Here is a 19,417-nt window from a genome sequence, read left to right as displayed (position 1 = left end):
GGGAGCGAGCAGGCTCGCTCCCACAGGTTTTTAGTCAATAAACAGATCCGTCATCAGCTTGTCGCTGCTGTCCGGCGCGAACCGATAGTGTTCGAACTCCGTCACACCGCTTTCTCGCAGAATCTCCTCATCAATCAACAAACGCCCGGTCAGGCTGCGCCCGCTGCTGCTCAGAATCACATGGGCGGCATCGGCCATGATCGCAGGCAGGCGCGCATGTTTGAACGACTCGCGCGACCCCAGCTGAAACTCGATCGCGGCGGTGGCAATCATCGTCTGTGGCCATAGCGAGTTGACGCTGATCCCGTAGTTCTTGAATTCCTCACTCATGCCCAGGGTCAGCATGCTCATGCCGTACTTGGTGACGGTGTAGGGGCTGTATTGGGCGAACCACTTGGTGGCAAGGTTCAGCGGCGGGGACAGATTGAGGATGTGGCCGCCGGATTTTTTCAGGTAAGGCAACGCAGCCTGGCTGCACAGTAAGACGGCGCGGGTGTTGATCTGATGCATCAGATCAAAGCGCTTGAGTTCGAGGTGCTGGACCCCAGTCAGCTTGATCGCCCCGGCATTGTTGATCAGCGCATCGATACTGCCGAAATGTTCGTTGGCCTGGGCCAGCGCCGCACGTACGGCATCCTCTTCACGCACATCCACCTGCAAGGCCAGCGCCTTGCCGCCTGTGGCTTCCACCTCCTGGGCCACGCTGAAAATCGTGCCCGGCAGCTTGGCGTGGGGTTCGGCGCTTTTGGCGGCAATCACAATGTTGGCGCCGTCACGTGCGGCCCGCAGCGCGATCTCGCGGCCGATGCCGCGGCTGGCGCCGGTGATGAACAGGGTTTTGCCTTGCAATGACATGCTGACGCTCCTGATTATTGTTATGTGAGCACAGGCTCGACAAACAATGTAGACGAAGTCTTTCAGGAGCAGTGGCGGGGGAACGGACGAACGCGAACTTGTGGCGAGGGGGCTTGCCCCCGTTCGGCGGCGCAGCCGTCGTAAAACCTGCTGTCGCGGTCTGACTGACAAACCACGGACTCAGACTTTGGGCCTGCTGCGCAGTCCGACGGGGGCAAGCCCACTCGCCACAGGGGATCGTGGTTATGCCATGACTTCACGGATATCCCGCGCCAATTCACGCACGCGCTCTTCCTCGGTGTCCCACGAGCACATGAAGCGTGCGCCGCCGTTGCCGATGAAGGTGTAGAAGCGCCAGCCCTTGGCGGTCAGTGCGGCGATGGCCGGTTCCGACAGTTGCAGGAACACGCCGTTGGCCTGTACCGGGAACATCAGTTCCACGCCGGGGATGTCGCTGACCAGTTCGGCCAGCAATTGCGCGCAGTGGTTGGCGTGGTTGGCGTATTTGAGCCAGGCGTCGTTTTCCAGGATCCCGACCCACGGTGCCGACAGGAAGCGCATTTTCGACGCCAACTGCCCGGCCTGCTTGCAGCGGTAATCGAAGTCTTCAGCCAGTTTGTGGTTGAAGAACAGAATCGCCTCGCCCACTGCCATGCCGTTTTTCGTGCCGCCAAAGCACAGCACGTCGACGCCGGCCTTCCAGGTCAGGTCGGCCGGGGTGCAGCCGAGGAAGGCGCAGGCGTTGGAGAAGCGCGCGCCGTCCATGTGCAGGTTCAGGCCCAGTTCCTTGCAGGTGGCGCTGATGGCGCGGATTTCGTCCGGGGTGTAGACGCTGCCGACTTCGGTGGCCTGGGTCAGGGTCACGACGCGGGGTTTCGGGTAGTGGATGTCCTGGCGCTTGAGCGCGACCTCACGGATCGATTCCGGGGTCAGCTTGCCGTTTTCAGTGCGGGCGATCAGCAGTTTGGAGCCGTTGGAGAAGAATTCCGGGGCGCCGCATTCGTCGGTTTCGACGTGGGCGGTTTCCGAGCAGATCACACTGTGGTAACTCTGGCACAACGACGACAGCGCCAGCGAGTTGGCGGCGGTGCCGTTGAAGGCGAAAAACACTTCGCAGTCGGTTTCGAACAGCTTGCGGAAATCGTCGGACGCGCGGGCGGTCCACTCGTCGTCGCCGTATGCGCGCTGGTGGCCGTGGTTGGCCTGTTCCATGGCAGCCCAGGCTTCAGGGCAGATGCCGGAATAGTTGTCGCTGGCGAATTGTTGGCTCTTGTCGGTCATGGCCTGCTTCCGTGGTCGAGATGCCTATGGTGAAGCGTCCCGTGGTCAATGAGGGTGCGCACTGTACCCAAGATCGTCAGGTGGAGCGCACAGGATGTCGCTGTCGGGAAAATACAGTGTCGAAGGGCAATTATGCACGTGACTATGTACAAGAGCATGCACAAGACCATGCACAAGGCCATGCACTTAAAGCAGCGCGACGGGGCACTGGATCTGCTCAAGTGGCTGGCGCTGCTGTGCATGGTGCTCGATCACCTGCGATATGTCGGTTATTCCGCCGATCTGTTGTATGTGCCGGGGCGCCTGGCGTTTCCATGGTTCTGTTTGGCGATGGCGGCCAATCTGGCGCGCACGCGGACTGCGACGACCGGTGGCCAGTGGCGCTATCTGGGGTGGTTGTTGCTGTTTAGCGCGGTGAGTGAAATTCCTTACCGGATGTACATTCCCAATCCCGACACCTTGAACGTGCTGCCCACCCTTGCCTTGGGCTTGCTGGTGATTCGTGGCTGGCAGCAGCCGGTGCTTGCCTCGCGGCTGCTGGCGGTGGGCGCGTTGATGCTGGCAGGGTTTTTCTCCCAGCGGTTGATGTTCGGTTTCTTTGGAGTGCTGTTGCCGCTGGCGATGTTGCTGGTACTGCAACGGCCCTGGTATTTCGCGCTGTTGGCGGGGGTGGTGTGCCTGGCGGCCAATCAGTGGCAGTTGCTGTATCACGCCGCTCGCCTGGGCAATGTCGCGGCGATTCCGGCCATCGTCACGTGCCTGATCGCGCCATGGCTCGGGCTGTTCTTGTTGCGACATGCAAAGGGCGCAAAACCACCGCCGATGCGGCGCTGGGCGTATGCGCTCTATCCCCTGCATTTCCTTGTGTTGCTCGCAGTGCGACAGGCCATCGCCTGACCTGTGGGAGCGAGCTCGCTCGCGATGGCGGCGGGTCAGTCGACATCAATGTTGAATGTGATGCCGCTATCGCGAGCAAGCTCGCTCCCACAGGGGATCTGCGCTGGATCGACGGTCGTGTTTGGCCTGCCATTTCTTCCCATGTCGTAAACGCACCTTTGCGTGGCGCCCGTAGGCATTTGACGACTCCAAGCCAGTCATACCATCGCTACCAAAGGGCACTGCCGAAACGCCAGTGCCTCACCGAGACGAATGGCGCACCGCCGCCGCTGGGAGAGACGCGATGTTCAGCAAGCAAGACCAGATCCAGGGTTACGACGATGCACTGCTGGCGGCGATGAATGCCGAAGAGCAACGTCAGGAAGATCACATCGAGCTGATCGCGTCGGAGAACTACACCAGCAAGCGCGTGATGGAAGCGCAAGGCAGCGGCCTGACTAACAAATATGCCGAAGGTTATCCGGGCAAGCGCTACTACGGTGGCTGCGAACACGTCGACAAGGTTGAGGCACTGGCCATTGAGCGCGCCAAGCAACTGTTCGGCGCCGATTACGCCAACGTTCAGCCGCACTCCGGTTCCTCCGCCAATAGCGCCGTATACCTGGCCCTGCTGCAAGCCGGCGACACCATCCTCGGCATGAGCCTGGCCCACGGCGGTCACCTGACCCACGGCGCCAAAGTGTCGTCCTCGGGCAAGCTGTACAACGCCGTGCAGTACGGCATCGATACCAAGACCGGTCTGATCGATTACGACGAAGTCGAGCGCCTGGCCGTCGAGTGCAAGCCGAAGATGATCGTTGCCGGCTTCTCGGCCTATTCCAAGACCCTCGACTTCCCGCGCTTCCGCCAGATCGCCGACAAGGTCGGTGCGCTGCTGTTCGTCGACATGGCCCACGTGGCCGGTCTGGTCGCTGCCGGCCTGTACCCGAACCCGCTGCCTTACGCCGATGTGGTCACCACCACTACCCACAAGACCCTGCGCGGTCCACGTGGCGGCCTGATCCTGGCCAAGTCCAACGAAGAAATCGAGAAGAAGCTCAACGCGGCAGTTTTCCCGGGTGCCCAGGGCGGCCCGCTGATGCACGTGATCGCCGGTAAGGCAGTGTGCTTCAAGGAAGCGCTGGAACCTGGCTTCAAGGTTTACCAGCAGCAAGTGATCGACAACGCCCAGGCCATGGCCGGCGTGTTTATCAAACGCGGCTACGATGTAGTGTCCGGCGGTACCGACAACCACCTGTTCCTGGTCAGCCTGATCCGTCAGGGCCTGACCGGTAAAGAGGCGGACGCAGCCCTCGGTCGCGCCCACATCACTGTGAACAAGAACGCTGTCCCGAACGATCCACAGTCGCCGTTCGTGACCTCCGGCCTGCGCATCGGCACCCCGGCGGTCACCACTCGCGGCTTCAAGGTGACCCAGTGCGTCACGCTGGCCGGCTGGATCTGCGACATCCTCGACAACCTCGGCGACGCCGATGTCGAGGCCAATGTCGCCGAGCAAGTGGCAGCCCTGTGCGCGGACTTCCCGGTTTATCGCTGAGTGCGGTTTTGGAGTAAATGACTATGCAACGCTACTCGGGCTTCGGCCTCTTCAAACACTCTCTCAGCCATCATGAAAACTGGCAGAAAATGTGGCGCACGCCGACCCCTAAAAAGGTCTACGACGTGGTCATCGTCGGTGGTGGCGGGCATGGTCTCGCAACGGCCTACTACCTGGCCAAGGAACACGGCATCACCAACGTGGCCGTGGTCGAGAAAGGCTGGCTGGGCGGCGGTAACACCGCGCGCAACACCACCATCGTGCGCTCCAACTACCTGTGGGACGAGTCGGCGCACCTGTACGAACACGCGATGAAACTGTGGGAAGGCCTGTCCCAGGACCTGAACTACAACGTGATGTTCTCCCAGCGCGGCGTCTACAACCTGTGCCACACCCTGCAGGACATCCGTGATTCCGAGCGTCGGGTCAGCGCCAACCGCCTCAACGGCGTCGACGGTGAACTGCTCGATGCCAAACAGGTTGCCGACGAGATTCCGTACCTCGACTGCTCCAAGAACACCCGCTACCCGGTGATGGGCGCGACCGTCCAGCGTCGCGGCGGCGTGGCCCGTCACGATGCCGTGGCCTGGGGCTTTGCCCGGGCTGCCGACGCCCTCGGCGTGGACCTGATCCAGCAGACCGAAGTGATCGGTTTCCGTAAGGAAAACGGCGTGTGCATCGGCGTTGAAACCAACAAGGGCTTCATCGGCGCCAAGCGCGTCGGCGTAGTGACCGCCGGTAACTCCGGGCACATGGCCAAGCTCGCCGGTTTCCGCCTGCCGATCGAATCCCACCCGTTGCAAGCGCTGGTGTCCGAGCCGATCAAGCCGATTATCGACAGCGTGATCATGTCCAACGCCGTGCACGGCTACATCAGCCAGTCCGACAAGGGCGACCTGGTGATCGGTGCCGGTATCGACGGCTACAACGGCTACGGCCAGCGTGGTTCGTACCCGGTGATCGAGCACACCATCCAGGCCATCGTCGAGATGTTCCCGGTGCTGTCGCGGGTACGCATGAACCGTCAGTGGGGCGGCATCGTCGACACCACGCCGGATGCCTGTCCGATCATTTCGAAAACCCCGGTACCGAACATGTTCTTCAACTGCGGTTGGGGCACCGGCGGCTTCAAGGCCACACCTGGCTCGGGCAACGTGTTTGCCGCGAGCCTGGCCAAGGGTGAAATGCACCCATTGGCCGCACCTTTCTCCATCGACCGTTTCCACAACGGTGCGTTGATCGATGAACACGGCGCTGCTGCGGTTGCCCACTAACAGGAGAAATCCCCATGTTGCATATCTTCTGTCCTCACTGCGGCGAACTGCGCTCCGAAGAGGAATTCCATGCATCCGGCCAGGCGCACATCCCGCGTCCACTGGATCCGAACACCTGCACCGACGAGGAGTGGGGCGACTACATGTTCTTCCGCGATAACCCTCGCGGTCTGCACCACGAGCTGTGGGATCACGTCGCCGGTTGCCGTCAGTACTTCAACGTCACCCGCGACACCGTGACCTACGAGATTCTCGAAACCTACAAGATCGGCGCCAAGCCACAATTCACCGACAAGACCGATAGCCCGAAAGCGGCCAGCACGGCTCTGGGAGAGAAGGTATGAGCCAGATCAATCGCCTGTCCAACGGCGGACGGATCGACCGCAACAAAGTCTTGACCTTCACCTTCAACGGCCAGAACTACAAAGGCTTCGAAGGCGATTCCCTGGCCGCTGCACTGCTGGCCAACGGCGTCGACATCATCGGTCGCAGCTTCAAGTATTCCCGTCCGCGCGGCATCTTCGCTGCCGGCGCTGAAGAGCCGAACGCGGTGCTGCAGATCGGCGCCACCGAAGCCACGCAGATCCCGAACGTGCGCGCCACGCAACAGGCGCTGTACCAAGGCCTGGTCGCTACCAGCACCAACGGCTGGCCGAGCGTGAACAACGACATGATGGGGATTCTCGGCAAGGTCGGCGGCAAGCTGATGCCACCGGGCTTCTACTACAAAACCTTCATGTACCCGCAATCGTTCTGGATGACCTACGAGAAGTACATCCGCAAGGCTGCCGGCCTGGGCCGCTCGCCGACCGAGAACGATCCGGACACCTACGACTACATGAACCAGCACTGCGACGTGCTGATCGTTGGTGGCGGCCCTGCTGGTCTGGCCGCTGCACTGGCGGCTGCGCGCAGCGGTGCCCGTGTGATTCTGGCTGACGAACAGGAAGAGTTCGGCGGCAGCCTGCTCGACTCCCGCGAAAGCCTCGACGGCAAGCCGGCGATGGAGTGGGTGGCCAGCGTCATCGATGAGCTGAAGAACACCCCGGACGTACTGCTGTTGCCGCGCGCCACCGTCAACGGCTACCACGACCATAACTTCTTGACCATTCACGAGCGCCTGACCGATCACCTCGGCGACCGCGCACCGATCGGCCAGGTGCGTCAGCGCATCCACCGGGTCCGCGCCACTCGCGTGGTGCTGGCAACCGGCGCTCACGAGCGTCCACTGGTCTACGGCAACAACGACGTGCCGGGCAACATGCTCGCCGGCGCCATCTCGACCTACGTGCGTCGTTATGGTGTGGCACCGGGCAAGAAACTGGTGCTGTCGACCAACAACGACCACGCCTACCGCGTTGCCCTGGATTGGCTCGATGCCAGCCTGCAAGTGGTGGCCATCGCCGACGCTCGCAGCAATCCCCGTGGTGCGCTGGTGGAAGAAGCCCGCGCCAAAGGCATCCGCATCCTCACCGGCAGCGCCGTGATCGAGGCCCGTGGTAGCAAGCACGTGACCGCTGCCCGTGTGGCCGCCATCGATGTCAAAGCCCACACCGTGACGAGCCCAGGCGAATGGCTCGACTGCGACGTGGTCGCCAGCTCCGGTGGCTACAGCCCGGTGGTTCACCTGGCTTCGCACCTGGGCGGCAAGCCGATCTGGCGCGAAGACATCCTCGGTTTCGTACCGGGTGAAGCACCGCAGAAACGCGTGTGTGTCGGTGGCATCAACGGCGTCTACGGCCTCGGCGATTCCCTGGCCGATGGTTTTGAAGGTGGCGTTCGCGCTGCTGCCGAAGCCGGCTTCCAGTCGGTTGAAGGCGTGTTGCCAAAAGCCCTGAGCCGTCTCGAAGAGCCGACCCTGGCGCTGTTCCAGGTGCCCCATGAAAAGAACACCGCACGGGCGCCGAAGCAATTCGTCGACCTGCAAAACGACGTCACCGCCGCCGCCATCGAACTGGCGACCCGCGAGGGCTTCGAGTCGGTCGAGCACGTCAAGCGCTACACCGCGCTGGGCTTCGGTACCGATCAGGGCAAGCTCGGCAACGTCAACGGCCTGGCCATCGCTGCCCGTTCGCTGAACGTGACCATCCCGCAGATGGGCACCACCATGTTCCGTCCGAACTACACGCCGGTGACTTTCGGCGCCGTGGCCGGTCGTCACTGTGGGCACATCTTCGAGCCGGTGCGCTACACCGCGCTGCATCAATGGCACCTGAAAAATGGCGCCGAGTTCGAAGACGTCGGCCAGTGGAAACGTCCTTGGTACTTCCCTAAATCCGGTGAAGACCTGCATGCCGCGGTGAAGCGCGAATGCAAAGCCGTGCGCGACAGCGTCGGCCTGCTGGATGCTTCGACCCTGGGCAAGATCGACATCCAGGGCCCGGATACGCGTGAGTTCCTCAACCGCGTCTACACCAACGCCTGGACCAAGCTCGACGTGGGCAAGGCGCGTTACGGCCTGATGTGCAAAGAAGACGGCATGGTCTTCGACGACGGCGTGACAGCTTGCCTGGCCGACAACCATTTCGTCATGACCACCACCACGGGCGGCGCGGCTCGCGTACTTCAGTGGCTGGAGCTGTACCACCAGACCGAATGGCCGGACATGAAGGTGTACTTCACCTCCGTCACCGACCACTGGGCGACCATGACCCTGTCCGGGCCGAACAGCCGCAAGCTGCTCGCTGAAGTCACCGACATCGACCTGAGCAACGAAGCCTTCCCGTTCATGACCTGGAAAGAAGGTCTGGTGGGTGGTGTGCCAGCGCGGGTATTCCGGATTTCGTTTACCGGTGAACTGTCGTACGAAGTCAACGTGCAAGCCGACTACGCCATGGGCGTGCTGGAAAAAATCGTCGACGCCGGCAAGAAGTACAACCTGACCCCGTACGGCACTGAAACCATGCACGTGCTGCGGGCGGAGAAGGGCTTCATCATCGTCGGCCAGGACACTGACAGTTCGATGACCCCGGACGACTTGAACATGGGCTGGTGTGTCGGTCGCACCAAACCGTTCTCGTGGATCGGCTGGCGTGGCATGAACCGTGAAGACTGCGTGCGTGATCAGCGCAAGCAATTGGTTGGCCTGAAGCCGATCGATCCGAACAAATGGCTGCCGGAAGGCGCGCAACTGGTGTTCAACACCAAGCAAGCCATTCCGATGACCATGGTGGGTCACGTGACTTCCAGTTACCTGCACAACTCCCTGGGCTATTCGTTCGCCATGGGCGTGGTCAAGGGCGGCTTGCAGCGGATGGGCGAGCGAGTGTTTGCACCGCTAGCCGACGGCAGTGTGATCGAGGCGGAAATCGTTTCTTCGGTGTTCTTTGATCCGAAGGGCGAGCGCCAGAACGTTTAAGGCTCGGGTCCTGTGGGGGGCCGGCAGCCGCTTTCGCGAGCAGGCTCGCTCCCACAGGAGATCGCGTACCCCTTGTGGGAGCGAGCCTGCTCGCGAAAGCGGCAGAACAGTCTCCACAGGGCTAACAGAATTCAGGAAAGGTGCTTTATGACCGCAGCCAATGTTTACCAACAACGCCCAACCTCCGGGGCCAAGGCCGAGTCGTCGCTGCATCACGCCGACCTCGCCAGCCTGGTGGGCAAGGGCCGCAAGAACGCCGGTGTGACTGTGCGTGAAAAGAAACTCCTCGGTCACCTGACCATCCGTGGTGATGGCCACGACGCCGCATTCGCCGCTGGCGTGCACAAGGCCCTAGGCATCGAATTGCCCGGCGCACTGAGCGTCATAGTCAAAGGTGAAACCAGCCTGCAATGGATGGGGCCGGATGAGTGGCTGCTGATCGTGCCGACCGGTGAAGAACTGGCCGCCGAGCAAAAACTGCGCAAAGCGCTGGGCGATTTGCACATTGCGATCGTCAACGTCAGCGGCGGCCAGCAACTCCTCGAACTGAGCGGCCCGAACGTGCGCCAGGTGCTGATGAAGTCCACCAGCTACGACGTGCACCCGAACAACTTCCCGGTGGGCAAAGCCGTCGGCACGGTGTTCGCCAAGTCGCAACTGATGATCCGTCACACCGCAGAAGACACCTGGGAACTGCTGATTCGTCGCAGCTTCTCGGATTACTGGTGGTTGTGGTTGCAGGACGCTTCTGCCGAGTACGGCCTGAGCGTACAGGCCTGACACGGTATGTGAGTGTGGCTGCTTTTGTGGCGAGGGGGCTTGCCCCCGTTCGGCTGCGAAGCAGTCGTAAAACCAGTGAATGCGGTCTACCTGTTAGATCGCACACTCCGGATTTGGGGCCGCTGCGCAGCCCAACGGGGGCAAGCCCCCTCGCCACAGGCAAGCTCAACACAGAATTCTCTGTGATCACAGAATTTGCTACAGGAGTCACCGCACTATGAGCCGCGCCCCAGACACATGGATTCTGACCGCCGACTGCCCCAGCGTGCTCGGCACCGTGGACGCGGTGACCCGCTTTCTGTTCGAGCAGGGCTGCTACGTCACCGAGCACCATTCCTTCGATGACCGACTCTCGGGCCGTTTCTTCATTCGTGTGGAATTCCGCCAGCCTGACGGTTTCGACGAGCAGTCCTTCCGCGCGGGCCTGGCCGAGCGCGGTGAAGCCTTCGGCATGATCTTCGAACTGACCGCGCCAAACTATCGGCCGAAAGTGGTGATCATGGTTTCCAAGGCTGATCACTGCCTCAACGACTTGCTCTATCGCCAGCGCATCGGCCAGTTGTCGATGGACGTCGCTGCTGTGGTCTCCAACCACCCGGACCTCAAGCCACTGGCCGACTGGCACCAGATTCCGTACTACCACTTCCCGCTGGACCCGAACGACAAGCCGTCGCAAGAGCGCCAGGTGTGGCAGGTGATCGAAGAATCCGGTGCGGAACTGGTGATCCTTGCGCGCTACATGCAAGTGCTGTCGCCAGAGCTGTGCCGCAAGCTCGATGGCAAGGCGATCAACATTCACCACTCCCTGCTGCCGGGTTTCAAGGGCGCCAAGCCCTATCACCAGGCCTACAACAAGGGCGTGAAACTGGTAGGCGCCACGGCGCATTACATCAACAACGATCTCGATGAAGGCCCGATCATTGCCCAGGGCGTCGAGGCAGTGGATCACAGCCATTACCCGGAAGACCTGATCGCCAAGGGGCGGGATATCGAAGGCCTGACCCTGGCCCGGGCGGTGGGGTATCACATTGAAAGACGCGTGTTTTTGAACGCGAACAGAACAGTCGTTCTTTAGATTGCCATCGCGAGCAGGCTCACTCCTACAGGGGTTTGTGGTTACCCACAAATCTCAGTCACACCAAAGATCCACTGTAGGAGCGAGCCTGCTCGCGATAGCGGCATAACGGACAACACAAGACACACAGGCAATAACCCGAGCACTTAACGCGCTGCCTGCCTGGGCAACGCGGTTCCATAAAAACAACAGCGAGGTGAAAGCATGTCTGGCAATCGTGGTGTGGTGTATCTCGGCGCTGGCAAGGTCGAAGTGCAGAGTATTGATTATCCGAAAATGCAGGACCCGCGTGGCAGGAAGATTAACCACGCCGTCATCCTGCGTGTGGTTTCCACCAACATCTGTGGTTCCGACCAGCACATGGTGCGCGGTCGTACCACCGCTCAAACCGGCCTGGTGCTGGGCCACGAAATCACCGGCGAAGTGATCGAGAAGGGCAGCGACGTCGAGAACCTGCAAATCGGCGACCTGGTATCCGTACCGTTCAACGTCGCTTGCGGGCGCTGCCGTTCCTGCAAAGAGATGCATACCGGTGTCTGCCTGAGCGTCAACCCGGCGCGTCCGGGCGGTGCTTATGGTTATGTCGACATGGGCGACTGGACCGGTGGCCAGGCCGAATACGCCATGGTGCCGTACGCCGACTTCAACCTGCTGAAACTGCCGGATCGCGACCGGGCCATGGAAAAAATCCGTGACCTGACTTGTCTCTCCGACATCCTGCCGACCGGCTATCACGGCGCCGTGACTGCCGGCGTTGGCCCGGGCAGCACTGTGTACATCGCCGGTGCCGGTCCGGTCGGTCTGGCGGCGGCCGCATCCGCTCGCCTGCTGGGTGCGGCGGTGGTGATCGTCGGTGATGTCAACACCGTTCGCCTGGCTCACGCCAAGGCCCAGGGTTTCGAAATCGCCGATCTGTCACTCGATACCCCGCTGCACGAACAGATCGCTGCACTGCTGGGTGAACCGGAAGTGGATTGCGCCATCGACGCCGTCGGCTTCGAAGCCCGAGGCCACGGCCATGACGGCGTGAAACACGAAGCGCCGGCCACCGTGCTCAACTCGCTGATGGGCGTGGTGCGTGTGGCAGGCAAGATCGGCATCCCCGGCCTCTACGTGACCGAAGACCCGGGCGCCGTGGACGCTGCCGCGAAAATGGGCAGCCTGAGCATCCGCTTCGGCCTGGGCTGGGCTAAATCCCACAGCTTCCACACCGGCCAGACCCCGGTGATGAAGTACAACCGCCAGCTGATGCAGGCGATCATGTGGGACCGCATCAACATCGCCGAAGTGGTGGGGGTGCAGGTGATCAGCCTGGATCAGGCGCCGCAGGGGTATGGCGAGTTCGATGCGGGTGTGCCGAAGAAGTTTGTGATTGATCCGCATAAGATGTTTAGTGCGGCGTAAAGGCTTAGGGTAAACAAAGAGGGTGAAATGATGTCACCCTCTTTTGTTATCCCTTGGTAGAATTCAGAACGGTGCCTCGGAGGCTCTGGGAAGTACCTGGGGCCTTCTGATCTCCGTAGCATGAATTGAAACTCGTCTATAAATACGCTCATGCAAAACTATTTCCATTTCGTTTAACGATCTGTAAATCAAGCCTCCCTCGCCCATTGTTCCATACCGGTAATGGCGACCAGGAATCATGGAACTAAAGTCACTGACATATACTTCATAAACGTGGGGTGTGCCATTGTTGGAGTAACTGGCCGCGATCTCCGAAAAATCTACTGCTGTTCTTCGAGTAGGGGATACATAGAAGCCTGGACCGCTGCTGAGACCGCTAGCGCTATTCATGAAGTTGGAGTGTAGCCCGGCTGTTAAACTATTATGGTGTGCTGTCGTGGATCCATGGGTGCCAATATAATCTAACGTACTTAAATCTACTTTTGGTTGCGGCGGTGGCTCAGAAACACCTCTAGTCGTATTTGATGGTGGTTCAAAATGAGTCGGATTTTTTATAATCTGTAGGTCAGGCGTTTTTATGTAGGCAGTGCGTGCTCGCGTGTTCTTAGGTGCTACGTGTCGAGGCAACTTGAGTGATGAGCCTTTCAAAAGTGCGTTCTTGACGAATTGTGAAATATGTCCCGACGGATCGGTCCGATTTACCGGATCCCCCACGCAATACACATACGCATTCAACCCACCCTCCCCAAACGGACTCCAACTGTCCGGACTGTTAAACCGCATCAACACCGAGTTAAACGCCCGATAGCCATTTCCCAACAGATACCACCCTGTCACTGGATCCGGCCGTTCGCCATTGAAGCCGAGCAGGCTGAGTAAGCTGCTTTCCGCAGGGCGATGACCATAGGGTGAGTAGGCGAGGGGATGTGGCCGAGCCACATCAAGTACATTCAAAACCGAACGCTGTTGATCAGTGACAAGCAAGCGCGCTTCCACGACCCCGCTCTGACGCTGTTGCTGAGCCAGCAGTTGATCGTCGTGCTGCATGATCGAACGCTGCACCGCGTCTTGAATCTCGGTGGCCAGACGATCTTTCAGGTAAAAGCGTTGGGCGGGGGCTTGCGCAGAGGGAGTGCAATCAACCAGACGATCCAGCGGGTCGTAGTGGTAACGGCAGAGCAGCGTTTCTCGATTTGGGAGCATGGCCGGGTTCCTGAATGAGTTTGTCGATTCAGGGTTTTACTGTGGTGCATTCGAACAGAGTCGCCTACTAGCAGATCTGATAGTGCCGCAGGCTTCGGGGCTGCTTTGTGACGAGTGGATGGGAAATGGATGGAAGCCCGAGGAACATGCCCGCGTTTGCCCGGTCAAAACGGCAGCTTTGCGCCCGTAAGCCGGGCGTTTTCTTGAAACAAGAGGATGTCTGAATGAAGATTTCACGCGGTTTTGCACTGGCATCACTCCTGACCCTGGCAGCCAGCCCGGCCTTCGCACAGTTCAGCCTGGGCGATGCGGCCAATGCCATTGCCGGCATGAAGGGCGGTGACGCAGCCGCGACCGCCGCGCCGACGCCACAGACAGCCGACCTGCTGAGCACTCTCAGTGAACTGGACATCACCCCAGAGCAAGCCATTGGCGGTGCCGGGGCGATGCTGGGCCTGGCGAAGAACCAGTTGAGTTCGACCGACTACTCGCAACTGGCCAAAAGCGTGCCGGGCATCGACATGCTCTCGGGCGGCGGTGAGTTGGGCGCACTGGCCGGTCTGCTCGGCTCCAGCGGCAAAGCTGCAGGGCTGGACAATGCCCTGGGCAACGTCAAGAACACCAACGACCTGAACAACGCCTTCAGCGCGCTGGGCATGGACAGCGGCATGATCGGGCAGTTTGCCCCGGTGCTCCTGCAATACCTCGGTCAGCAGGGCGTCGGCGGTACACTGCTGAGCAGCCTGGGCGGGATCTGGGGCGCTGGCGCCGGTAGCTGATTCAGCGGCGCCCGGCGCGCAAGTCGTCGATGCGCCGGTCCTTCTCGATCCAGAGCTGGTTGACCCAGTTCTGGACCTTCTCGCGAAACACCGGGTCGTTTTCGTAATCGCCCTGCCACAGCGCCGGGTCGAGTTCGCGGGTCTGGATATCGATGATGACCCTCGGCACATTGCCGCTGATCAGGTCCCAGAACCCCGGAATCTCCTGCTGCGGGTAAACCACCGTCACATCGAGAATCGCGTCCAGCTGTTCGCCCATCGCCGCCAGCACAAAGGCCACCCCGCCGGCCTTGGGCTTGAGCAGGTGATTGAACGGTGACTGTTGCTGGGCACATTTAGCCGCCGTGAAGCGGGTGCCTTCCAGATAATTGACCACTGTCACCGATTGGCGCTTGAACAGTTCGCAGGCCTGCCTGGTGATTTCCAGATCCTTGCCCGCCAGTTCCGGGTATTTGACCAGGAAGGCTTTGCTGTAGCGCTTCATGAACGGGTAATCCAGCGCCCACCACGCCAGGCCCAGGAAGGGCACCCAGATCAGCTCTTTCTTGAGGAAGAATTTGAAGAACGGCGTGCGCCGGTTCAGCGTCTGGATCAGCGCCGGGATGTCGACCCAGGATTGATGGTTGCTGATCACCAGATATGAAGTGTCGCGGCGCAGATCGTCACCACCACGGATGTCCCATTGGGTAGGGATGCAGACACGGAAGATCAGCTTGTCGATCTCGGACCAGGTCTCGGCGATCCACATCACCGACCAGGAGGCGTAATCGCGAAAACGGCCGGGCAGGATCAATTTGAGCAGGGCAAACACCATCAACGGTCCGATCAGGACCAGGGTGTTGAGCAGAAGCAGCAGGGTCACGAAACAGCCGGTGAGCAGGCGGCGCATAAGTCACTCGTGGAAGCGGTTGGGCGCGCCATGATAAGCAGCTTCGGGCGACAGGCCAAATCGGTGCTGACAAATGTTTCACTTTTGGGTCGGTAACCTTATGGGAACGATCAAGCGAACGACGGTCTAAAATCCGACTGCTCACTCTCATGGAAACCCATTACGTGAAATCCCTCCTTGCAGTGCTCTCCCTCATTGCCCTACCGGTCATGGCCGCCGAGCCGACTCTCTATGGTCGTTACGAATACATCGCCCTGCCGGAAATCGGCGGGAAGGTCCTCAAGGCGAAAATGGACACCGGCGCCCTGACCGCGTCGCTGTCGGCCAAGGATATCGAAACCTTCAAGCGTGACGGCGAAGACTGGGTGCGTTTTCGCCTCGGCACCAAGGATGCGGGCAACCAGGTCTACGAACACAAGATCGCGCGCATCAGCAAGATCAAGACCCGCTCCGAAGAGGAAGAGGATGACAGCGAAGTGATCGCACCTACCAAGCGCCCGGTGGTCGACCTGGAGCTGTGCCTGGGTAACGTCAAGCGCACGGTCGAGGTCAACCTGACTGATCGCAGTAGCTTTAACTACCCGTTGCTGATTGGGGCTAAGGCGTTGCGTGAGTTTGGCGCGGCGGTGAATCCGGCGAGAAGGTTTACGGCGGATAAGCCGGATTGTTGATTGATCGACTTATTGGGTTCCTTTCCTTATCGCTGCCTGGGTCCACGTCTCTACATTGAAGTCCGTGGTGTCTGGACCTGGGCTTCTGAATTGCAGTGAGTATTTTATGCTGTGGGAGAGTTCATTTTTTACATCTCTTTGATTGAGTTTTAGGTTGTCGAGTTCTCGGGTGCTTAGATGTTGAAGGTATTCTGGGTTTTTTAGCAGTTCTCGGTTGGTATTTCTCTGTGCGGTAAGTTTAGAAATGTGAGCGCTTAGTTTTCCAGATATTCATTGGCATCTTCGCCTTTGTTGAACGAGGCAAGTCGGGATGGTTTACCCTTTTCGACCAAAACCTTGGCAATTATTGCATCAGGTTCGGTTTTGGTTGATTCGGCTAGAAGTTTAAGTTTTTTACCGCCTCCGAAGCTTTTTATGGCTTCTTTTCTTGCTGTTGAAAAGTGTGAAAATCTATAGGTTTTTCTGTTGGTGACGAATTCGTGTGCGTTTTTAAAAATATTATCGAAAATCAATGTGGGTACTTTGTAGTGTCCGGTTGGATCGTTTTGATTTGCAGGATCCCCCGAACAATATCCATAAGCATTCAACCCACCTTTGCCAAACGGACTCCAACTATCCGGGCTGTTAAACCGCATCAACACCGGATTGAACTGGCGATAACCATTGCCCAAATGATAATGCCCGGTCACCGGGTCCGGCCGTTCGCCGTTGAAGCAGAGCAGGCTGAGCAATCCGTTTTCCGCCGGGCGATGGCCGTAGGGTGTGTAGGCGAGGGGATTAGGTTGAGTCGCGTCCAGAGCGTTGAGCACCGAACGTTGTAGGTCGGTGGCCAGCAGTGTGGTGTTCACCTTGGAATCGAGGTGATTTTGCTGGGCCAGTAACTGGTCGTCGTGCTGAAGGATGCTCCAGCGAGCGGCGCCCTGGATTTCAGTGACCAATCGTTCTTTGCAATTAAAGCGCTGGATGGAGGGTTGCTGAAGTACTGTGCAGCCATTTTGGCGATCCAGTGGATCGTAGTGATAGCGACACAGTACGGTATTACGGGATGTGTTGGACATGGGTTGAACTCCGTTCAAGGTCCGGATCGCATAACCTTGAGCATCGGAGTTTTTGCAGCTATTGCCTACTACCAGAACTGCTAGGTACTACAGACCTGACCGCCAATCAGCTCAGCCGGATTGACGCCGATTCCCCCTTGAGTCACCGTTCGCCCACTCAACCAGCGGGCTCGGACGCCATGCCTCATATCCTGATTGTCGAAGACGAAGCGGCCATTGCCGACACCCTGGTTTTCGCCCTGCAAGGCGAGGGTTTCACCACTACATGGCTGAGCCTCGGCGCGGTGGCGCTGGAGCATCAGCGCCAGACCCCGGCGGATCTGATCATTCTCGATATCGGCCTGCCGGACATCAGCGGCTTCGAAACCTGCAAGCAACTGCGGCGCTTCAGCGAAGTGCCGGTGATGTTCCTCAGCGCCCGGGATGGCGAAATCGATCGCGTCGTGGGCCTGGAAATCGGCGCTGACGATTACGTGGTCAAGCCGTTCAGCCCTCGGGAGGTGGCGGCGCGGGTCCGGGCGATTCTCAAGCGCATAGCGCCCCGCACGGTGAGCGAACCGTCGACGACGCTGTTTCGCATCGATAGCGAACGTGTGCAAATCAGTTATCGCGGTCAACTGCTGACCCTGACTCGCCATGAATTCCGCCTGCTGCAATGCCTGCTGGAGCAGCCCGAGCGCGTCTTCAGTCGAGAGCAGTTGCTCGATGCCTTGGGCGTGGCCGCCGACGCTGGTTACGAGCGCAGCATCGACAGCCACATCAAGAGCGTGCGCGCCAAGTTGCGACGGGTGAAGGCTGACGCCGAGCCGATCCAGACCCACCGCGGCCTCGGCTACAGCTACAACCCGGGACAAAGCTGATGCCGCTGGGAATCCGGATTTTCCTGGTCTACGCCCTGTTCATTGGCCTGACCGGCTACTTTGTGCTCAACACGGTCATGCAAGAGATCCGCCCCGGCGTTCGCCAGTCCACCGAAGAAACCCTGGTCGATACCGCCAACCTGATGGCCGAGATCCTGCGCGACGATTTCAAGGCCGGCAGCCTCAACCAGAACCGTTGGCCGGAACTGCTCAAGGCCTATGGTGAGCGACAGCCGGCGGCGAAAATCTGGGGTTTGCCAAAGAATCAGGTCAACCACCGCATCTACGTCACCGACGCCAAGGGCATCGTCGTGCTGGATTCCAGTGGGGCGGCGGTGGGGCAGGACTACTCCCGCTGGAATGACGTCTACCTGACCCTGCGCGGCGAATACGGCGCTCGCTCCACGCGCATTGATCCGAACGATCCGGGGTCTTCGGTGATGCACGTCGGCGCGCCGATTCGCGACGACGGCCAGATCATCGGCGTGGTTACCGTGGCCAAGCCCAACAGCTCGTTGCAGCCTTATGTGGATCGCACCGAACGCCGGTTGCTGGCGTATGGAGCCGGGTTGATCGGCCTCGGTCTGCTGTTCGGCGCGTTGTTGTCCTGGTGGCTGAGCCGTGCCCTGCGAAGATTGACGGCGTACGCCCAAGGCGTCAGTGAAGGCCGGCGGGTTGAAGTGCCGCATTATCGCGGCGGTGAACTCGATCAGTTGGCCACGGCGGTGGAGCAGATGCGCACGCAGCTTGAAGGCAAGGCCTACGTCGAGCGATACGTGCACACCTTGACCCATGAGCTGAAGAGTCCGCTGGCGGCGATTCGTGGTGCGGCGGAGCTGTTGCAGGGCGAGATGCCTCTGGCGCAGCGGCAACGTTTCGTCGGCAATATCGACAGCGAAAGTGCGCGCATGCAGCAGTTGATCGAGCGGCTTTTGAACCTGGCGCAGGTCGAGCAACGCCAAGGCCTGGAAGAGCGCGTCGATGTGCCGTTGGGCGCATTGGTGACTGAGTTGCTGAATGCTCAGGCGGCGCGAATCGAAGGTCGTCAATTGCAGGTTGAACAAGCCATTGCAGCGGATCTGATGCTGACTGGCGAGGCATTTTTATTGCGCCAGGCGCTGGGCAACCTGTTGGAAAACGCGCTGGATTTCACTCCGGTCCAAGGCCTGCTGCGCCTCAGTGCCAGGCGAATCGGCGAGCAGGTCGAGTTCAAACTGTTCAACCAGGCCGAGGCCATTCCAGACTATGCGTTGCCACGGTTGAGCGAGCGGTTCTACTCGTTGCCGAGACCGGACAGCGGGCGAAAAAGCACCGGGCTCGGGCTCAACTTTGTCGAGGAAGTGGTCAAGCTGCATGGCGGCACCCTGAGCATCGGCAATGTCGACGGTGGTGTGCAAGTGACAGTGCACCTGCCATAGGGCCGGTCCAGTCTCCACAAAGTCTCCACATTCCCTCCATTCATTCCTCACACTGCCAACCCAGACTTTCCCCATCCA

General features: G+C 59.9%; 17 protein-coding genes. 12 read left to right on the top strand and 5 right to left on the bottom strand.

Going from position 1 to position 19,417, the window contains the following annotated elements:
• Positions 1-30 precede the first annotated feature (30 nt).
• Positions 31-855, bottom strand: coding sequence for an SDR family oxidoreductase (locus KGA96_RS00605; RefSeq protein WP_223511293.1), 825 nt, complete (start codon positions 853-855; stop codon positions 31-33).
• A 243-nt stretch (positions 856-1,098) separates the two neighbouring features.
• Complete coding sequence (locus tag KGA96_RS00600; RefSeq protein WP_046039378.1) at positions 1,099-2,136, bottom strand: low specificity L-threonine aldolase; 1,038 nt, start codon at positions 2,134-2,136, stop codon at positions 1,099-1,101.
• Positions 2,137-2,268: 132 nt separating this feature from the next.
• On the opposite strand from KGA96_RS00600, the gene KGA96_RS00595 reads away from it, so the two are divergent.
• From KGA96_RS00595 to fdhA, 8 genes are all read left to right on the top strand, one after another.
• Positions 2,269-3,033: a TraX family protein gene (locus KGA96_RS00595; protein WP_046039379.1), complete on the top strand. Its 765-nt coding sequence runs from the start codon at positions 2,269-2,271 to the stop codon at positions 3,031-3,033.
• Positions 3,034-3,316: 283 nt separating this feature from the next.
• Positions 3,317-4,570 (top strand): serine hydroxymethyltransferase, encoded by a 1,254-nt coding sequence (gene glyA, locus KGA96_RS00590; RefSeq protein ID WP_046039380.1) that lies wholly within the window; start codon positions 3,317-3,319, stop codon positions 4,568-4,570.
• 23 nt (positions 4,571-4,593) lie between these two features.
• On the top strand, positions 4,594-5,844 hold the full coding sequence (locus KGA96_RS00585) for a sarcosine oxidase subunit beta (RefSeq protein ID WP_007947735.1): 1,251 nt from the start codon (positions 4,594-4,596) through the stop codon (positions 5,842-5,844).
• Between the two features lie 14 nt (positions 5,845-5,858).
• The gene (locus KGA96_RS00580) at positions 5,859-6,188 is read left to right on the top strand and encodes a sarcosine oxidase subunit delta (protein WP_056726580.1); all 330 of its coding nucleotides are present in this window, start codon (positions 5,859-5,861) and stop codon (positions 6,186-6,188) included.
• Positions 6,185-9,202 (top strand): sarcosine oxidase subunit alpha, encoded by a 3,018-nt coding sequence (locus KGA96_RS00575; protein WP_223511291.1) that lies wholly within the window; start codon positions 6,185-6,187, stop codon positions 9,200-9,202. The genes KGA96_RS00580 and KGA96_RS00575 overlap by 4 nt, the downstream gene beginning before the upstream one ends.
• Positions 9,203-9,349: 147 nt before the next feature.
• Positions 9,350-9,982 (top strand): sarcosine oxidase subunit gamma, encoded by a 633-nt coding sequence (locus KGA96_RS00570; protein ID WP_007980412.1) that lies wholly within the window; start codon positions 9,350-9,352, stop codon positions 9,980-9,982.
• A 217-nt stretch (positions 9,983-10,199) separates the two neighbouring features.
• Positions 10,200-11,057, top strand: a complete 858-nt coding sequence (gene purU, locus KGA96_RS00565; protein WP_007981374.1) for a formyltetrahydrofolate deformylase — start codon at positions 10,200-10,202, stop codon at positions 11,055-11,057.
• A gap of 204 nt (positions 11,058-11,261) precedes the next feature.
• Positions 11,262-12,461: a formaldehyde dehydrogenase, glutathione-independent gene (fdhA, locus tag KGA96_RS00560; RefSeq protein WP_046039387.1), complete on the top strand. Its 1,200-nt coding sequence runs from the start codon at positions 11,262-11,264 to the stop codon at positions 12,459-12,461.
• A 63-nt stretch (positions 12,462-12,524) separates the two neighbouring features.
• On the opposite strand, the gene KGA96_RS00555 is transcribed toward fdhA, so the two are convergent.
• A complete protein-coding gene (locus KGA96_RS00555; protein ID WP_223511288.1) occupies positions 12,525-13,664 on the bottom strand; it encodes an RHS repeat-associated core domain-containing protein in 1,140 nt (379 codons plus the stop codon).
• A 224-nt stretch (positions 13,665-13,888) separates the two neighbouring features.
• Between KGA96_RS00555 and KGA96_RS00550 the strand changes: the two genes are divergently transcribed.
• Positions 13,889-14,443: a DUF2780 domain-containing protein gene (locus tag KGA96_RS00550; RefSeq protein WP_223511286.1), complete on the top strand. Its 555-nt coding sequence runs from the start codon at positions 13,889-13,891 to the stop codon at positions 14,441-14,443.
• Position 14,444: 1 nt separating this feature from the next.
• Here KGA96_RS00550 and KGA96_RS00545 read toward each other — a convergent pair whose 3' ends face one another.
• Positions 14,445-15,332 carry an acyltransferase gene (locus tag KGA96_RS00545; protein WP_223511270.1) on the bottom strand — a complete coding sequence of 296 codons (888 nt, stop codon included), beginning with the start codon at positions 15,330-15,332 and terminating at the stop codon, positions 14,445-14,447.
• A 164-nt stretch (positions 15,333-15,496) separates the two neighbouring features.
• Here KGA96_RS00545 and KGA96_RS00540 point away from each other — a divergent pair, with 164 nt between their 5' ends.
• Positions 15,497-16,003 carry an ATP-dependent zinc protease gene (locus tag KGA96_RS00540; RefSeq protein ID WP_046039553.1) on the top strand — a complete coding sequence of 169 codons (507 nt, stop codon included), beginning with the start codon at positions 15,497-15,499 and terminating at the stop codon, positions 16,001-16,003.
• A gap of 254 nt (positions 16,004-16,257) precedes the next feature.
• Here the strand turns inward: KGA96_RS00540 and KGA96_RS00535 are convergent, their stop codons facing one another.
• A complete protein-coding gene (locus KGA96_RS00535) occupies positions 16,258-17,061 on the bottom strand; it encodes an RHS repeat-associated core domain-containing protein (protein WP_080925286.1) in 804 nt (267 codons plus the stop codon).
• Positions 17,062-17,240: 179 nt separating this feature from the next.
• On the opposite strand from KGA96_RS00535, the gene creB reads away from it, so the two are divergent.
• A complete protein-coding gene (creB, locus tag KGA96_RS00530) occupies positions 17,241-17,921 on the top strand; it encodes a two-component system response regulator CreB (RefSeq protein ID WP_223465293.1) in 681 nt (226 codons plus the stop codon).
• On the top strand, positions 17,921-19,339 hold the full coding sequence (gene creC, locus KGA96_RS00525) for a two-component system sensor histidine kinase CreC (protein WP_046039394.1): 1,419 nt from the start codon (positions 17,921-17,923) through the stop codon (positions 19,337-19,339). Before creB ends, creC begins: the two co-directional genes overlap by 1 nt.
• Positions 19,340-19,417 lie beyond the last annotated feature (78 nt).

Origin of the sequence: Pseudomonas sp. GL-R-26 (assembly GCF_019947365.1) — a bacterium.
Lineage (GTDB): Bacteria > Pseudomonadota > Gammaproteobacteria > Pseudomonadales > Pseudomonadaceae > Aquipseudomonas.
This window is presented reverse-complemented; position numbering and strand designations above follow the sequence as displayed.

Excerpts from the sequence above, each read along its gene's own strand:
- KGA96_RS00605 (WP_223511293.1), bottom strand. The coding sequence starts at position 855 with ATGTCATTGCAAGGCAAAACCCTGTTCATCACCGGCGCCAGCCGCGGC.
- KGA96_RS00600 (WP_046039378.1), bottom strand. The coding sequence starts at position 2,136 with ATGACCGACAAGAGCCAACAATTCGCCAGCGACAACTATTCCGGCATC.
- KGA96_RS00595 (WP_046039379.1), top strand. The coding sequence starts at position 2,269 with ATGCACGTGACTATGTACAAGAGCATGCACAAGACCATGCACAAGGCC.
- glyA (WP_046039380.1), top strand. The coding sequence starts at position 3,317 with ATGTTCAGCAAGCAAGACCAGATCCAGGGTTACGACGATGCACTGCTG.
- KGA96_RS00585 (WP_007947735.1), top strand. The coding sequence starts at position 4,594 with ATGCAACGCTACTCGGGCTTCGGCCTCTTCAAACACTCTCTCAGCCAT.
- KGA96_RS00580 (WP_056726580.1), top strand. The coding sequence starts at position 5,859 with ATGTTGCATATCTTCTGTCCTCACTGCGGCGAACTGCGCTCCGAAGAG.
- KGA96_RS00575 (WP_223511291.1), top strand. The coding sequence starts at position 6,185 with ATGAGCCAGATCAATCGCCTGTCCAACGGCGGACGGATCGACCGCAAC.
- KGA96_RS00570 (WP_007980412.1), top strand. The coding sequence starts at position 9,350 with ATGACCGCAGCCAATGTTTACCAACAACGCCCAACCTCCGGGGCCAAG.
- purU (WP_007981374.1), top strand. The coding sequence starts at position 10,200 with ATGAGCCGCGCCCCAGACACATGGATTCTGACCGCCGACTGCCCCAGC.
- fdhA (WP_046039387.1), top strand. The coding sequence starts at position 11,262 with ATGTCTGGCAATCGTGGTGTGGTGTATCTCGGCGCTGGCAAGGTCGAA.
- KGA96_RS00555 (WP_223511288.1), bottom strand. The coding sequence starts at position 13,664 with ATGCTCCCAAATCGAGAAACGCTGCTCTGCCGTTACCACTACGACCCG.
- KGA96_RS00550 (WP_223511286.1), top strand. The coding sequence starts at position 13,889 with ATGAAGATTTCACGCGGTTTTGCACTGGCATCACTCCTGACCCTGGCA.
- KGA96_RS00545 (WP_223511270.1), bottom strand. The coding sequence starts at position 15,332 with ATGCGCCGCCTGCTCACCGGCTGTTTCGTGACCCTGCTGCTTCTGCTC.
- KGA96_RS00535 (WP_080925286.1), bottom strand. The coding sequence starts at position 17,061 with ATGTCCAACACATCCCGTAATACCGTACTGTGTCGCTATCACTACGAT.
- creB (WP_223465293.1), top strand. The coding sequence starts at position 17,241 with ATGCCTCATATCCTGATTGTCGAAGACGAAGCGGCCATTGCCGACACC.
- creC (WP_046039394.1), top strand. The coding sequence starts at position 17,921 with ATGCCGCTGGGAATCCGGATTTTCCTGGTCTACGCCCTGTTCATTGGC.